General features: G+C 71.9%; 9 protein-coding genes and 1 pseudogene. 7 read left to right on the forward strand and 3 right to left on the reverse strand.

All coding sequences use genetic code 11. The features are described 5' to 3' along the window. Positions 1-165: 165 nt before the first annotated feature. The 6 genes and pseudogenes from ACQPZW_RS16990 to ACQPZW_RS17015 all read left to right on the forward strand — a co-directional run bounded on the left by ACQPZW_RS16990 (position 166) and on the right by ACQPZW_RS17015 (position 10,078). Positions 166-930, forward strand: coding sequence for a 3-hydroxybutyrate dehydrogenase (locus ACQPZW_RS16990; RefSeq protein ID WP_433795849.1), 765 nt, complete (start codon positions 166-168; stop codon positions 928-930). 1 nt (position 931) lies between these two features. Continuing rightward, positions 932-2,901: pseudogene (locus ACQPZW_RS16995) on the forward strand (helix-turn-helix domain-containing protein). Positions 2,902-2,946: 45 nt separating this feature from the next. Then, positions 2,947-4,281, forward strand: coding sequence for an MFS transporter (locus ACQPZW_RS17000; RefSeq protein ID WP_433795850.1), 1,335 nt, complete (start codon positions 2,947-2,949; stop codon positions 4,279-4,281). A gap of 46 nt (positions 4,282-4,327) precedes the next feature. After that, entirely contained in the window at positions 4,328-4,726 is a 399-nt protein-coding gene (locus ACQPZW_RS17005) for a PLD nuclease N-terminal domain-containing protein (protein ID WP_433795851.1), read from the forward strand. Between the two features lie 109 nt (positions 4,727-4,835). Next, positions 4,836-7,433, forward strand: coding sequence for an MMPL family transporter (locus tag ACQPZW_RS17010; RefSeq protein ID WP_433795852.1), 2,598 nt, complete (start codon positions 4,836-4,838; stop codon positions 7,431-7,433). Continuing rightward, a complete protein-coding gene (locus ACQPZW_RS17015) occupies positions 7,430-10,078 on the forward strand; it encodes a hypothetical protein (RefSeq protein WP_433795853.1) in 2,649 nt (882 codons plus the stop codon). Before ACQPZW_RS17010 ends, ACQPZW_RS17015 begins: the two co-directional genes overlap by 4 nt. A gap of 1,379 nt (positions 10,079-11,457) precedes the next feature. Here the strand turns inward: ACQPZW_RS17015 and ACQPZW_RS17020 are convergent. Further along, entirely contained in the window at positions 11,458-11,577 is a 120-nt protein-coding gene (locus tag ACQPZW_RS17020) for a hypothetical protein (RefSeq protein WP_433795854.1), read from the reverse strand. Positions 11,578-11,658: 81 nt separating this feature from the next. Here ACQPZW_RS17020 and ACQPZW_RS17025 point away from each other — a divergent pair, with 81 nt between their 5' ends. Further along, entirely contained in the window at positions 11,659-12,780 is a 1,122-nt protein-coding gene (locus ACQPZW_RS17025) for a 5-methyltetrahydropteroyltriglutamate--homocysteine S-methyltransferase (RefSeq protein WP_433795855.1), read from the forward strand. On the opposite strand, the gene ACQPZW_RS17030 is transcribed toward ACQPZW_RS17025, so the two are convergent. Further along, positions 12,739-14,376, reverse strand: a complete 1,638-nt coding sequence (locus ACQPZW_RS17030) for an ATP-binding protein (protein ID WP_433795856.1) — start codon at positions 14,374-14,376, stop codon at positions 12,739-12,741. The two genes, ACQPZW_RS17025 and ACQPZW_RS17030, sit on opposite strands and share 42 nt — an antisense overlap. Before the next feature lie 200 nt (positions 14,377-14,576). Further along, on the reverse strand, positions 14,577-15,218 hold the full coding sequence (locus tag ACQPZW_RS17035; protein WP_433795857.1) for an ester cyclase: 642 nt from the start codon (positions 15,216-15,218) through the stop codon (positions 14,577-14,579). Between the last annotated feature and the right edge of the window lie 53 nt (positions 15,219-15,271).

Here is a 15,271-nt window from a genome sequence, read left to right on the forward strand (position 1 = left end):
GTCGCCGTATCTGCCCCGAAAGAATCATTGGCCATCGGTCCCGGCTCAACGGCCCGATTGCCGGGAAAAGGGGCCCCGATTGTGCCGGAGGGACACGTCGGGGCCGTTCGGCATGTCGGTTTCACACATGGATCGGTGTCGTGTGGGGCTCATAGGGTGTGCGGCATGACGACGCGGGTGGTCACGCTGGATCTGAACGGCCGGACGGCGCTGGTGACCGGGGCCGGCAGCGGCATCGGCCGGGCCTGCGCGGCCCGGCTCGCCGCTGCGGGGGCGGCCGTGCTGGTGGCGGACGTGGACGAGACGTCGGCGAAGGAGGCCGCGGCGGAGGTTGGCGGGCGCCCGCTCGTGGTCGACCTGGCCGACCCGGGTGCTGCCGACCGGGTGGCCGCCGACGTGGACGTGCTGGTCAACAACGCGGGCCTACAGCATGTGGCGGCGCTGCCGGACTTCCCGCCGGAGCGGTTCGCGCACCTGCAGAAGGTGATGGTGGACGCCCCGTTCCGGCTCGCGCGCCGGGTGCTGCCGCACATGTACGACCGGGGCTGGGGCCGGATCGTGAACGTCTCCTCGGTGCACGGGGTGATTGCGTCCCCGTTCAAGTCGGGCTATGTCGCGGCCAAGCACGGCCTGGAGGGGCTGTCGAAGGTGATCGCCCTGGAGGGGGCGCCGCACGGGGTGACGTCCAACTGTGTGGAGCCGGCGTTCGTGCGTACGCCTCTGGTCGACCGTCAGATCGCCGACCAGGCCCGCCTGCACGGCATCGGCGAGGACCGGGTGGTCGAGGAGATCATGCTGGACCGGGCGGCCATCAAGCGGCTGATCACCCCGGAGGAGGTGGCCGAGCTGGTCGCCTACCTGTGCACCCCGGCGGCCGATCTGATCACCGGCGCGTCGATCCCGATCGACGGCGGCTGGACCGCGCACTGACATGCCGGACGGACGCGACTATCTGGAGCTGCTGGCCCGTGAGGCGGCGCTGGTCGAGTTCGAGCGGCCGGTCGTGGCGGCCCGCACGGCGGGCGCGTCCGGAGCCGAGCTCGACGACCTCGAACAGGCGAAGATCCTGGCCCTGAAGGTACGGGCACTGCTGGAACGCCGCCGCCGACGGGAGGAGGAGCTGTCCGCCCTCTACGACACGGCCGGTGACCTGGCCGGGCTGCGGGACGTGGACGCGGTGCTGCGGGCCATCGTCCACCGGGTCCGGACACTGCTCAACGTGGACGTGTCGTACATGACGCTCGACGACGCGGAGCGCGGGGACACGTACATGCGGATCACCGACGGGTCGGTGGCGGCGAGTTTCCAGGCGCTGCGGCTGCCGCCGGGGGCCGGGCTGGGTGGTCTCGTGGCGTTGACCGGGGCGCCGTACGCGACGGCCAGCTACCCGACCGATCCCCGGTTCCGGCACACCGGCGAGATCGATCAGGGCGTGGCCGACGAGGGGCTGGTCGCGATCCTTGGTGTGCCGATGCGGCTGGGGTCGGCGGTGATCGGGGTGCTGTTCGCGGCCAACCGGGCCGAGCGCCCGTTCGCCCGGGAGGAGGTCGCGCTGCTGTCGTCGCTGGCCGCGCACGCCGCCGTCGCCCTGGACACGGCCCGCCTGCTCAGCGAGACACAGACCGCGCTGGCCGAGCTGTCGGCGGCGAACACGGTGATCCAGGCGCACAGCGCGTCGGTGGAGCGGGCCGCGGCCGCCCACGACCGGATGACCGCCGTGGTGCTGCGCGGCGGCGGGGTCGAGGACGTGGCCGCCGACCTGGTCGACGTGCTGGCCGGTGCGCTGCTGGTGATCGACGCCGACGGCCGGGCGCTGACCACGGCCCGCAGCCCGGGGCTGTCGACGCCGGTGCCCGAGCCGCCCGGCGCAACCGCGGGGGAGGCGGTGGCGGCGTCGCGTGGGGAGGGCCGTGGTGTGCGCCGCGGTGACCTGGTGATCGCCGCGGTGGTGGCCGGCGCCGACAACCTCGGCGCTCTGGTCTTCCGGCCGGAGCGGCCACTGGCCGATGTGGATCTGCGGATCCTGGAGCGGGCCGCGCAGGTCACCGCGTTGCTGCTGCTGTTCCGGCGAACCGTCGCCGACGCCGAGGCGCAGGTCCGGGGCGATCTGCTCGACGACCTGATCAGCCGCCCGGTCCGCGATCCGGAGGCGGTGCGGTCGCGGGCCGCCCGCCTGGGCCTGGACGTCGACGCCCCGTGGGTGGTGATCGCGGCCGGTGACGACACCGGCGACGGGCTGGGGCAGCGGGCCGCGTCGTGGGCGCGGACCTTCGCGGCGACCCGTCGGGGCCTGGCCATGCCCGGGACGGGCGGCTGGCGCTGCTGCTGCCCGGCGACGACCCGGCCGGGACGGCCCGCCTGGTGGCCCGCGAGCTGAGCCGCACGATGGGCCGGCCGGTCACCGCCGGTGGGGCCGGGCCGGGGCGCGGCGCCGAGGGGGTGGCCGGCGCCTACCGGGAGGCCGACCAGTGCCTGAGCGCCCTGGTCACGCTCGGCCGATCCGGTGGCGGCGGGTCGGCAGCGGATCTGGGGTACGTGGGACTGCTGCTCGGCGACCGGCGGGACGTCTCCGGTTTCGTGGCCGGAACGCTCGGTCCGGTGATCGACTACGACCTGCGCCGGGGGACCGCGCTGGTGCGGACCCTGGAGGCGTATTTCGAGGCCGGTGGCGGGCTGGCCCGGGCCGCCGAGGCGCTGCACGTGCACGTCAACACGGTCAATCAACGCCTGGAGCGGGTCGCCCAGCTGCTCGGCGACGACTGGCAGCGGCCGGGCCGCGCACTCGACCTGCAACTGGCGCTGCGGCTGCACCGGCTGCGCGGCCCCTGGGTGACACCAACACCTGAACGGCCGTCAATGTGTGGGCCGCATCCATGGGCTCCCGGGTGGTCCCGGACGTAGCGTCCCCCTACCACCGAATCCTGTGAACCTCCGAGAGGAACGCCCATGGCCACGACCGCCACCCAACGGGCCCCCATCGTCAAGGTCGTCTTCGCGTCCCTGGTCGGCACCGCCGTGGAGTGGTACGACTTCTTCCTCTACGGCTCCGCGGCCGCCCTGGTCTTCGGCGCCCTGTTCTTCCCGTCGTCCGATCCGGTCACCGGCACGCTGCTGGCGTTCGGCACGTACGCGCTGGGCTTCGTCGCCCGTCCGCTCGGCGGCATCGTGTTCGGCCACTTCGGTGACCGGGTCGGCCGGAAACGGATGCTCGTGCTGTCGCTGATGCTGATGGGTGGCGCGACCGTCGCGATCGGACTGCTGCCGACCTACGCCACGATCGGCGTGGCCGCGCCGGTGTTGCTGCTGATCTGCCGGCTTGCGCAGGGTTTCGCGGTCGGCGGCGAATGGGGCGGGGCGGTGCTGATGGCCGCCGAGCACGGCGACGACGCGCGGCGCGGGTTCTGGTCGTCGTGGCCGCAGGCCGGGGTGGCGCTGGGCAACCTGCTCGCGACCGGGGTGCTGTGGCTGCTGGCCCTGGTCCAGTCGGACGAGGCGTTCAAGGCGTGGGGTTGGCGGATCCCGTTCCTGCTCAGCGCGGTGCTGGTGCTGGTCGGCCTGTGGGTGCGGCTGAGCATCGAGGAGTCGGCGGTGTTCAAGGAGGCTCAGGCGTCGGTCCGGAAGGACCATCAGCCGTTGCGCGAGGTGATCCGCCGCTACCCACGGGAGATCCTGGTCGCGATGGGGATGCGGTTGGCCGAGAACATCGGCTACTACCTGATCACCGTCATCTCGATCACCTATCTGACGACGTACGCCGGAACGACCGCCGACAAGAGCATGATCCTCACCGCGCTGCTGATCGGGTCGGCCGTGCAGTTCGTGGTCATCCCGCTGATCGGGGCGGTGTCCGACCGGGTCGGCCGGCGCCCGCTCTACCTGGCCGGCGCGGTCGGGCTGGCGATCTGGTCGTTCGTCTTCTTCGGCCTGCTGGAGAGCCGCTCCGAGCCGAAGATCATCCTCGCCGTGGTGGTCGGGTTGTTCCTGCACGCGCTGATGTACGCCCCGCAGGCCGCGTTCTTCTCCGAGCTGTTCGGCACGTCGGTCCGCTACACCGGAGCCTCGGTCGGCTATCAGCTGGCGTCGATCCTGGCCGGGGCTCTGGCACCGATCATCGCGCTGAAGCTGCTCGGTGACGTGACCGACCCGAACCCGACGGCGGTGGCGATCTACATGACCGTCGCGTCGGTGCTCACCGTGGTCGCGGTGCTGGCCGCCAAGGAGACCGCCCGGACCTCGCTGCGCCACGACCGTACGCTCGAGGAAGTCACCGACCGGACCTGAGCCGATGGGACCACGCCGGGGGTGATGCTCTGTCATCATCTCCGGCGTGATTCGCCTCTATTCGTTGTTCGCGCTGATCGACCTCATATTGATCATCACTGCACTGATCTCCTGCCTGTCCGCGGAGGAGCTCGAGATCCGGGCCCTTCCGCGGGTCGTCTGGGTGATCCTGATCCTGCTGTTCTCGCCGATCGGCCCGATCGCCTGGTTCGTGGCCGGCCGCCCGGCCCGCCCGATCCAGCTGAGCAACGGCACCGTTTGGAAGCCCGGCGGTGGCTTCCCGGAGCACCAGCGGCCCCGCCCGGTCGCGCCCGACGACGACCCCCAGTTCCTCAAGGGGGTCGCCGAGCGCACCCGCAAGGACGACGAGGACCTGATGAGGAAATGGGAGGCCGACCTGCGCCGGCGTGAGGAGGAGCTGCGCAAGCGGGAGGGTGACGCGTGACCCCGTAATTGCACACCGGTGAGCAAGTAAGTAACCTGCACTCGACTGTGCAGGTTCTGCTCACCGGAGGTCGGCTCTGTCCACGATCCTCTATCGCGTCGCCACCGCCGTGGTCCGGCACCGCGCCCGGACCATCGCGCTCTGGCTCCTCGCGATACTCACCCTGGCCGGCGCCGGCAACCTGATCTCGGCCGGCGCCGACGACGAGTTCACCATCCCCGGCTCGTCGTCACAGGCCGCCCTCGACACCCTCTCCCGCATCTTCCCGCAGGTCAGTGGCGCCTCGGCCAAGATCGTGCTGACGCTGCCGGGCGGCCGCGACGTGCGGGACCGCCCGGTCCGCGAGGCCGTCGCCCACGCCGCCGACCGGGCCGCCGGCGTCGAGCACGTCGTCGCGGTCGTCTCGCCCTACGACGAGCGGATCAAGGGCGCGGTCTCCGCCGACGGGACGGCCGCGATCATCACGGTCCAGCTCGACGTCTCGGGCACCGAGGTCCAGCCGGCCACCCGCGAGCGGCTCACCGTCGTCGCCGACGAGTTGCGACAACGTGCCGGACCGGGCGCGCGGGTGCTCGCCGGCGGCGACGCCTTCGCCGACCGGATCCCCAGACTCAGCCCCACCGAAGGGCTCGGACTGCTCGTCGCGCTCATGGTCCTGCTGATCACCTTCGGATCGATGCTCGCCGCCGGGATCCCCCTGCTCACCGCGGTCCTCGGCGTCGGCCTGTCCGCGTCGCTGCTCTACGGGCTTACGGCCTTCACCGGCGTGCCGTCCACCGCGATCATGCTCGCCGTGATGCTCGGCCTCGCCGTCGGCATCGACTACGCGCTGTTCATCCTCTCCCGGCACCGCGACCAGCTCCGGGACGGCCTCGACGTCGACGAGTCGATCGCCCGGGCGACCGCCACAGCCGGCTCCGCCGTCGTCTTCGCCGGGCTCACCGTGGTCATCGCCCTGGTCGGGCTGATGGTCGCCGGCATACCGTTCCTCACCACGATGGGCCTGGCCGCGGCCCTCGCCGTGGTCGTCGCCGTGCTGATCGCGGTCACCCTCATCCCGGCGCTGCTGGCCGTGGCCGGCGAGCGCCTGCGTCCCCGCCGCCGGTCCCGCTTTCGGCTTCCGTTCCGGGTTCCCCGGATCAATGTCTTCGATCACTGGGTACGCCTGGCGACCCGCCGCCCGATCATCACGATCCTCGTGATCGTTCTCGGACTGGGAGTGGCCACCCTGCCCGCGGGGGAGCTCCGCCTCGCCCTGCCCGACAACGGCAGCGAAGCCCTCGGCAGCCCGGCCCGGCTCACCTACGACACGATCACCGAGCACTTCGGACCCGGCTACAACGGCCCACTGCTCGTCACCACGAGCGTCATCTCCAGCCGCGACCCGGTCGGTGACATGAACCGGCTCGGCGCCGAGATCGGCAAACTGCCCGGCGTCGCCCTGATCGCCCTGGCCACCCCCGACCCGAAGGGGCAGGTCGGCATCGTCCAGGTCGTCCCGGACAGCGCCCCCGACTCACAGGCCACCACCGACCTGGTCCACCGGCTGCGCGAGAAGTACGGCACACGCGTCGCCGTCACCGGCATCACCGCCGTGGGCATCGACGTCTCGGCCCGGCTCGGCGGCGCGCTGCTCCCGTTCGGGCTGCTCGTCGTCGGGCTCTCCCTCGTCCTGCTGACCATGGTGTTCCGGTCGATCGCCGTCCCGGTCAAAGCCACCGCCGGCTACCTGCTCTCGGTCGGCGCCGCCTTCGGGGCCACCGCGCTCGTCTTCCAGCGCGGCTGGCTCGCCGGCGCGCTGCACGTCTCCCACACCGGCAGCGTGATCAGCTTCCTGCCGATCATCCTGATGGGCGTCCTGTTCGGCCTGGCCATGGACTACGAGCTGTTCCTCGTCTCCCGGATCCGCGAGGAATACGTGCACACCGGCGACGCCCGGCAGGCGATCGGCACCGGATTCCGGGCGTCCGCCCCGGTCGTGGTGGCCGCCGCGCTGATCATGTTCGCGGTCTTCGCGGCGTTCGTGCCCGACGGCAGCGCCACGATCAAACCCATCTCGTTCGCCCTGGCCGTCGGCGTGTTCGTGGACGCGTTCCTGGTCCGCATGACACTGGTCCCGGCGGTGCTGCGACTGCTCGGCGACCGCGCCTGGTGGCTGCCCGCCCGCCTCGACCGGGCGCTGCCGTCCCTCGACGTCGAAGGGGAGGGGCTCGCCCGGGAGCTGACCCTCGCCGACTGGCCCGAACCGGGCGCCGGCGACGTGGTGGCGATCGCCGGGTTCACCCCGGACGTGCTGCGGGCCGGGCCGGGCGACATCGTCGAGATCGTGGGCGAGCCGGCCGCCACCCGGGACCTCCTCTACGCGATCGGCGGACGGGTCGCCGACCTTCCCGCACCGGCGAAGACGCTCGGGTTCGTGTTGCCACAGCGCGCTTCGGCCGTACGCCTCCGGGCTGTCCTGATCCGGTGTCCCGCGCTCGCCGAGCCGGGCCGGCAGACCGTGACCGCCGCCCGCCTCGCGCCGCCGTTGCTCCTTGTCGAAGGCCTCGACGAGATCGCCGGACAGGCCGACCGGGATGCGGCCCAGCGTGCCCTGCGGGCCGCCGCCCACGACGGATCCACCGTGATCGTCACCGTCCGTGACCACGATCCGCGCCTCGGCGCGACCCGCACGATCAACCTCAACCCCTCCGAGGTGTACGCATGAACAGGCTCCGCCGCGCCGGAATCCTCCTCGTGCCGGTGGTCGTCGCCGGCGCTCTGATCGGCGCCTTCGACCGCCCCGCCGAACATCTCGGCACCGTGACCGCCGCCGTGGTCAACCTCGACGAGCCGGTGCAGCGCGACGGGCAGACCATTCCACTCGGCCGGGAGCTCGCCGGGCGCCTCGTCGAGCACACCGGCGACGACTACACGTGGGTGCTCACCGACGCCGCCGACGCCGCCGACGGCCTACGGACCGGCGGCTACGCGGTCGCCGTCACCATCCCGCCCGACTTCTCCGCCGCGGCCGTCTCCTCCGCCGCATCGTCAGCCGCTCCGTCGTCCCCCGCTTCCGCCAACCCGCCCGCCGCCAACCCGCCCGCCGCCGGGCCTCCCTCCGCCTCCCCGTCCTCCGCCTCCCCGTCCTCCGCTTCCGCCGCCCCTTCGGCGGTTGCGTCTTCGGCCGCCGCCCCTTCGGCCGCCGCCCCTTCGGCCGCCGCCCCTTCGGCCGCGGCGTCTTCGGTCGGCGCGCGGTCCTCCGACGCGTCTGCTGCGGGCTCGGCCGCCGGGAATTCCGCGGCTTCCTCCAGCAGGGTGTCCGGGGCGGCTTCGAGCGGGAAGTCTGCTGCTTCCAGCGGGGATTCCACTCCTTCCAGCGGTGATTCCGCATCTTCCAGCGGTGATTCCACTCCTTCCAGCGGTGATTCCACGGCCTCTTCCGGTGGGAAGGATGCGGCCGCCTCCGGCGGCGGCGTGGCCTCGGCCCGGCAGGCACGTATCGATGTGACCGCCTCCCGGACCGTCGCGGGTGTCGATCCGGTCATCACCCGGACCCTCACCGACGCGGCCGTCACGACCCTCAACCGGACCGTCGTCGAGACCTATCTGGACAACGTGTACCTCGGCTTCAACCGCATGCACGACCAGCTCGGCCAGGCCGCCGACGGTGCCGGTGACCTCTCCGACGGCGCCGGCCGCCTCGCCGACGGCAACGGACGACTCGTCGTCGGCCTGCGCCGGCTCGCCGAAGGCAGCGACGAACTGGCCGCCGGCCTCGGCCGCCTCGACGACGGCAGCCGTGACCTCGCCGACGGCCTGCAACAACTCGACGCCGGCGCCGGTGACCTGGCCGGCGGCGCCCGCAAGCTCGGCGGCGGCGCGACCGCTCTGACCCGCGGGACCGGCGCCCTCGCCACCGGAACCCGGCAGCTCTCCACCGGCGCGGGACAACTCTCCACCGGCCTCGGCACCCTCGCCGACAGCACCGCCGCCCTCCCCGCGCAGACCCGCGCCCTGGCCGACGGCGCCCGCAAGGTCGCCGACGGCAACCGCGAGCTGGCCGACACGGTAGTCCCGCTCGCCGACCGCGCCCTCGACGGCATCGACACGCTGCCCGACCTGACCGCCGAAGCCGCCCGGATCCGGCAGCTCGCCGACCGGTGCGAGACACCCGCCGACCTGTGCGACCAGCTCCAGGCCCTCGCCGACCGGATCGTCGCCCGTGCCGGTGATGCCGAGAGCGCCAAGGACGGCGTACGCGGGCAGGTCGCCGGTGTCCGCAACGGCATCACCGCCCTGGCCGACGGCTCCGAACAGGTCGCCGACGGCGCCGAAACCCTGGCCGGAAAGACACCGCAGCTGGTCAGCGCGATCGGCAAAGCCGACACCGCCGCCGCAAAGCTCTCCACCGGCGCTCGTCAGGCCGCCGACGGTGCCGCCTCCGTCGACCGCGGCGCCCGTCGTCTGTCCACCGGCGCCGGCACGCTCGCCGAGGGCGCCGGACGCCTGGCCGACGGCACCGGCGACGCTGCCACCGGCGCGGAACAGCTGGCAGACGGGGCAGCCGACGCCGCGACCGGGGCGGGACGGCTCAACGACGGCGCCCGGGAGGCCGGCGACGCCGGACAGAAGCTGTCCGACGGATCCACGAAACTCGCCGACGGCGCGGGCAGCCTCGCCGGAGCACTGGGAGACGGCCGCGATCAGGTGCCCCACTACAGCGACACCGACCGCGAACACCTCAAGACCGTCGCCGCCACCCCGGTCGCCGGCGTGACCGGCGACGACATCGGCGTCGGTGACCTGATCGCCGGGGCGGTCATCGCGATCGCCCTCTGGATCGGCGCCATGGTGATCTTCCAGGTCACCCCGGCCGCGGCCCGCGACCCACTCGCCTGGGCCGGCAGCACCTGGCGACTCGCCCTCGTCAACGCCCGCGTTCCGCTGCTGCTGGTAGCCGGTCAGGCGGTCCTCGTCACCGCGGTCGCCGGGGCACTGTTGCGGCCCGGCCCCGTCGAACTCGCCGCCCTGCTGCTCGTCGACGTCCTGGTGGCTGTCACGTTCCTGCTGATCAACCAGGCGATCGCCGTCGCCTTCGGCAGCGGAGGCCGCATCCTGGCCCTCCTGGTCCCGGTCGTCGTCCTGGCGGCGGCCGTCGTCTCCGGGGTGCCCTCCTGGGTGACCACCCTCGACGGCCTGCTGCCCGGCCACGGGCCGGTCCTGGCGATCCGCGCGATCACCGCCGACGCCGGACTCGGCCCGGCCGGCATCGGCCACACCCTGGCCTGGCTGGCCGCCGGAGCGATCGGCTACCTGCTGGCCACCGCCCACCGCCGGACGATCCGTTCCGCCATCCGCGAGCACCCCTGAGCCGACATGGGAAAGCGCGAGCATCCCCGGCGGGGGACGAGAGAGCGCCCGGACCCCGGCAGTGGGCGCGTTGATCGTCGGCGTGACGCGAGGCCGGCGGGCTGGGGAGCTTCCGAGGTCAGGGTCTGTGCCGGGTCACCGCCGCCTGTGTCAGGTCACCGCCGCCCCGGCCGGCCTACCTGCCGGGTTCGGGTGTTCTCGCCGCCGTCTACGGTCGGTGACCGAGCCCGGGTTCCCCTACCGGGTGCACCGGACGCCCCGGTGGTGGGCCTTGTGCCCACCCGAACCGTTGCTCGGGTGCGACTGCGGCGCGACACCGGCGTCGACGACCCGGCCCTCCGATCCACGGCGGGTCCCGCCAGGCCTCCGATTGCGGCCGCTCTCCAGGAACTTTCTGGAGTCAGGGCTTCTGCTGCGCGTAGAAGGCCTGCTGTGGGGGTGACCAGTGTGCGGGACGCCGTCCCACGCATGCCCGTAGTCCGTGTAGTCGATCTTCTCTGTGGTCGCTGGCGGTGATGGGCGCACACGTAGCGGTTGCGTGTGCGCTGGTCGTCGCCCTGGCGTTGGTGGGAGCCCACGATCGGGGTTTCGTGTGAGCTGGTGGTCGTGGGGGCGTGGCTGGGGTCGCACGATCGGCGTACGTGTGCGCCTGTCCTCGTGCTCGTCCTCGGCGAAGGCCTCGGCGAAGGCAGGGAGCGTCCTGGTGACGAGTCCCCCGGTCAAGGGCAGCGGACGTCGCGGTGGCCAGTCCCGCGGGTCGAGGGCGGCGGGCGTCTTGGTGACCAGGTCGGTGGCGGTGCGTCTTGGTGGCCAGTCCCGGGGGTCGAGGGCGGCGGGCGTCTTGGTGACCAGGTCGGTGGCGGTGCGTCGATCCAGGTGGCGACGCGGTCGATGCTCTCGTGGTAGAGGGGCGGTCGGGGCGCAGCCGGTCAGCCAGTAGAGGGTGACCTGGTCCAGGATCTGGTCCGGGTTCAGGCCGTCGCCCCAGGTCAGGAGATCTCGCCCATCCACGCCAGCATGCCGGCGGGGGAGTCGAGCAGGGCGTATCCGAGGGTCTGCGGGGCTGTCCGATGGACCTCGGAGTAGGCGGACGAGTGCTTTGCGCGTACCCCCAGAAGGGTTGAGGCCGACCCCTCGGCATCGGTGAGATGATCGCCGGGTTGCGGGCCCGCCAGGGGCGGGATCAGGTGGATGCCGGCGACGGGGGTGGGATCGAGGGCCCCGAGGAGACCTGCTGACGCTGGTGCCCCGGTCGCTGCCGGCCGCGCCGTATCGGGTGTAGCCGGGGCCGGCCATCAGGGTGGCCCAGGCCGCGGCGATCCGTTCGATGCCCCGGCTGGCCAGCCGTGCGTGAGGATCAGCGGCAATGCGCCCGGGACCTAGCGGCCGGTGAGCTCCCGCATCGTCGACTGGTCGAGGCCGGGTGTCTCGTGGCGCGGCCAGCGGGTCCGCACGAAGCGCTCGTGCAGATCGTCCAGATCGGATTGCGGCACCGCCACCCGGAACGGATCGCATCGATGGCCATTGATCATCCTCCGGCGTAGGTTGACAACGGAACCTTACTGAAGGAGGCCGCGCCAATGACGCTCCGTGATACCCCTCCGTTCCGGGCCGACCACGTGGGAAGCCTGCTGCGGCCGCCGCGCCTGCTCCGGGCCCGCGAGCAGCATGCGCTCGGCGAGATCACCGCGCAGCAGTTGCGGTTCGTCGAGGACGATGCGATCCGTGAGGTGGTCCGGATGCAGCGGGACGTGGGGCTGCGGTCGGCCACCGACGGGGAGTTCCGGCGTACCTCCTGGCACATGGATTTCATCTACCGGCTGGGTGGGATCCGGCCGACCGACGAGAAGATCCAGGTGCACTTCCGCAACGAGGGCGGCGAGCTGGACTTCGAGTCGGCGGCGCTGGCCGTCGACGGGCCGATCACGATCAACGAGACGATCTTCGGCGACGACTTCGCGTTCCTCCGTGCCGAGACCGGTGACGGGGTCACCGCGAAACTGACCATCCCGTCACCGAGCATGGTCCACTACCGGGGTGGGCGGGCCGCGATCGATCCCGCGGTCTACCCCGACGAGGAGCGCTTCTGGGCCGACCTGAGCGCCGCCTACGCCGAGCAGGTGCGCCGGGTCGCCGCCCTCGGCTGCCGGTATCTGCAGCTCGACGACACGAGCCTGGCCTACCTCAACGATCCGGCGCAGCGCCGGCTGCTCACCGACCGGGGTGACGACGCCGAGCATCAGCATCTGCGCTACATCCGGCAGACCAACGCGGCGATCGCCGACCGGCCGGCCGGGCTGAACGTGACCACCCACATGTGCCGCGGCAACTTCCGGTCGTCGTGGGCGGCCGAGGGCGGCTACGACTTCGTGGCCGAGGCGCTCTTCAGCGAGCTGGCCGTCGACGGATTCTTCCTGGAGTACGACGACGACCGCTCCGGCGGTTTCGCCCCGCTCCGCTTCGTCCCGCCCGGCAAGGTGGTCGTGCTCGGCCTGGTCACCACGAAACGGGGCGCCCTGGAGTCCAAGGACGACCTGAAGCGCCGCATCGACGAGGCCGCCCGCTATGTGCCGCTGGAGCAGCTGTGCCTGTCGCCGCAGTGCGGGTTCTCGTCGACGGTCGAGGGCAACGTGCTCACCTACGACGAGCAGGTCGCCAAACTACGCCTGATCGCCGAGACCGCCGACGAGGTGTGGGGCTAGCGCCTCACCGACGCCGGCGAGCAGCTCGACGGCGGTGAAGGGCTTCTGGACGATGCGGGTGGACGCGGGGATGTCGTAGCGGCGGCGCAGCTCGGCGTCGTTGTAACCGGACATGAACAGCACCCGCAGGCCGGGGCAGCGGCCGGTCAGCTGGGCGGCGATGGCCGGACCGGAGCGGCCGGGCAGCACCACGTCGGTGATCAGCAGGGCGACGTCGGCCAGGTCGGCCCCGGCCACGGTGTCCTCGCTGATCGCCGTGGTGCGGTAGCCGTTCTCCTGCAGGATGCGGACCACCAGGTCGCGTACGAAATCCTCGTCCTCGATCACCAGCACCCGCTGCCCGTCGCCGCTCGGCCGGGCCTGGACCGGCTGCGGTCCGTCGTCGCCGGCCCGTGCGGCGGCGTGCGGCAGCAGGATCCGGAAGGTGGTGCCGACGCCGGGCGCCGAGTCGACGCTGATGTGCCCGCCCGCGTCGCCGACGATCCCGTAGACCGTGGACAGGCCCAGCCCGGTGCCGCGGTCCGCCGGTTTCGTGGTGAAGAACGGCTCGAAGAGCCGATCACGGACCTCCGCGGTCATCCCGGTTCCGGTGTCGCTCACGGTCAGCCGGGCATAACGACCTTCCGGCAGCTGTACGCCCGACCCGCGCCGAATCCTGATGAGGTCGGTCTCCACCACCACGACACCACCGTCCGGCATCGCGTCCCGGGCGTTGATCACCAGGTTCAGCAGGATCTGATCGAGCCGTCCCCGGTTGGCCCGCACCGGAACCGCGGTGCCGCACGGTCGGCACACGAGCTGGACGTCGGCGCCGATGGTCCTGGCCAGCAGCTCCCCGGAGCCGTTCACGACCTCGTTGAGGTCCACCACCTCGACCTGGGTGGGCTCCCGTTTCGCGAACAGCAGCAGCTGCCCGGTCAGCGCGCGGGCCCGGTCGGCGGCGTCGCGGATCCGGGCCAGGTCGGCCGCTCCGTCGCCGGTCACCTCGTCGGCCAGGAAGTCCGCGTAGTTCAGGATGATGGCGAGCAGGTTGTTGAAGTCGTGGGCGACCCCGCCGGCCAGCTGCCCGAGGCTCTCCAGGCGGGCGGCACGGACCGACCGCTCCATGGTCCGCTTCTCCTCGGCCTCGAACCGCTTCTTCTCGGTGATGTCACGTTCGGTGGCGGCCGCGGCGACGACGACGCCCTGCTCGTTGCGGATCGGCGAGACGGTGACCGACACGAGCATCGTGCTGCCGTCCCGGCGGACCCGGCGGGTCTCCTCCAGGTGGATGTGCCCGCCCATTGCCAGCACGGCGAGGGCCCGGTCCAGGGCGGGTCCGGCGCCCAGTGGCAGGATGCCGCGGAACGGGGTGCCGAGCACCTCCTCGGCGGACCAGCCGTACATGCTCTCGGCGCCGTTGTTCCAGACGGTCAGCGTGCCGTCCAGGGTGCAGGCGATGATCGCGTCGGCCGACTGGTCGGCCACGGCCGCCAGCATCTCCCGCTCCTGCGTGTAGGTGCGGACGGGCCGGTGCAGGTAGCGGCCGGTGAGCCAGCCGAGCAGCCCGGCGCCGGCCGCGGTGACCACGGCGATGGCGCTGCTTCTCGGGAGCATGACCGCGGACCGCCTTCCGTCGCACCGGTTAACGGGAACGGTAGTCCGCTCAGACCGACATTTCGTGATTTCTCATGGCGAATTGGCATGATGGCCGATGCGGGCCCGCCCCGCCGGAGCCCTTCCGGTCGATGAACTGAGTCGGTGAACTGATCGGGCCGGTCCTCCCGGCGTGGTGGGAGGACCGGCCCGCGAAGACCTCAGTGCGCGATCGGGCAGCCGCCGGTGAGCTTGCCGAGGAAGGCGTTCGGGTCGTAGTAGTGCTCGACCTCGAGAAGCTTCAGATCGTCGTCGACCTTGGCGATGCTCATGCCGAACATCTCGATGGTCTTCCCGCTCGGCTGGTAGCCGTGGTACTCGCCCTCGAAGGCGCCCCAGTGCCGCCACTTGAAGGCGACCACCGGCGGCGGGCTGAGGACTTCGAGGACCTCCCAGTAGAAGCCGTTCGGGAACGCGCCGTGGAAGATGTCGTGCTGGCTGTCGAACGACTCCTTGCCGACCCGGTAGAACGGGCTGTCGCCGATGAGCACGTTGTAGCTGCCCTGGTCGGCGATGTTCTGCGCGGACGCCCAGCCGCCGCCGTTGACGTTGGTGCGGAACTTCTCGGAGACCATCGAGACCCAGGTCGCCGGGTCGTGCTTGTGCGAGACCTCCATCTCGAAGACCTGCACGATCGACTCGACGATCGCCTCCAGCGAACCGGGTGCGTGGTCGGTGGTGCGCTGCTCGGGCATGACCGTGTGCGACAGGTGGTAGTCGGGCGTGCCGTGCCGGAATTCCGACGGGTCAGCGGCTTCGATGACGGCCGACCGGCCCTGCAGCCACAACGGAGTCTCAGACAAGACGAAAGGTCCTTCCGGAATGAGGGAAGGGGGTATCAGTTTGTTGCGCTTCG

The sequence above is a fragment of the Actinoplanes sp. CA-252034 genome, from assembly GCF_050956125.1.
Lineage (GTDB): Bacteria > Actinomycetota > Actinomycetes > Mycobacteriales > Micromonosporaceae > Actinoplanes.

Coding starts and splice junctions, on each gene's coding strand:
- ACQPZW_RS16990 (WP_433795849.1), top strand. CDS start 166: ATGACGACGCGGGTGGTCACGCTGGATCTGAACGGCCGGACGGCGCTG.
- ACQPZW_RS17000 (WP_433795850.1), top strand. CDS start 2,947: ATGGCCACGACCGCCACCCAACGGGCCCCCATCGTCAAGGTCGTCTTC.
- ACQPZW_RS17015 (WP_433795853.1), top strand. CDS start 7,430: ATGAACAGGCTCCGCCGCGCCGGAATCCTCCTCGTGCCGGTGGTCGTC.
- ACQPZW_RS17025 (WP_433795855.1), top strand. CDS start 11,659: ATGACGCTCCGTGATACCCCTCCGTTCCGGGCCGACCACGTGGGAAGC.
- ACQPZW_RS17030 (WP_433795856.1), bottom strand. CDS start 14,376: ATGCTCCCGAGAAGCAGCGCCATCGCCGTGGTCACCGCGGCCGGCGCC.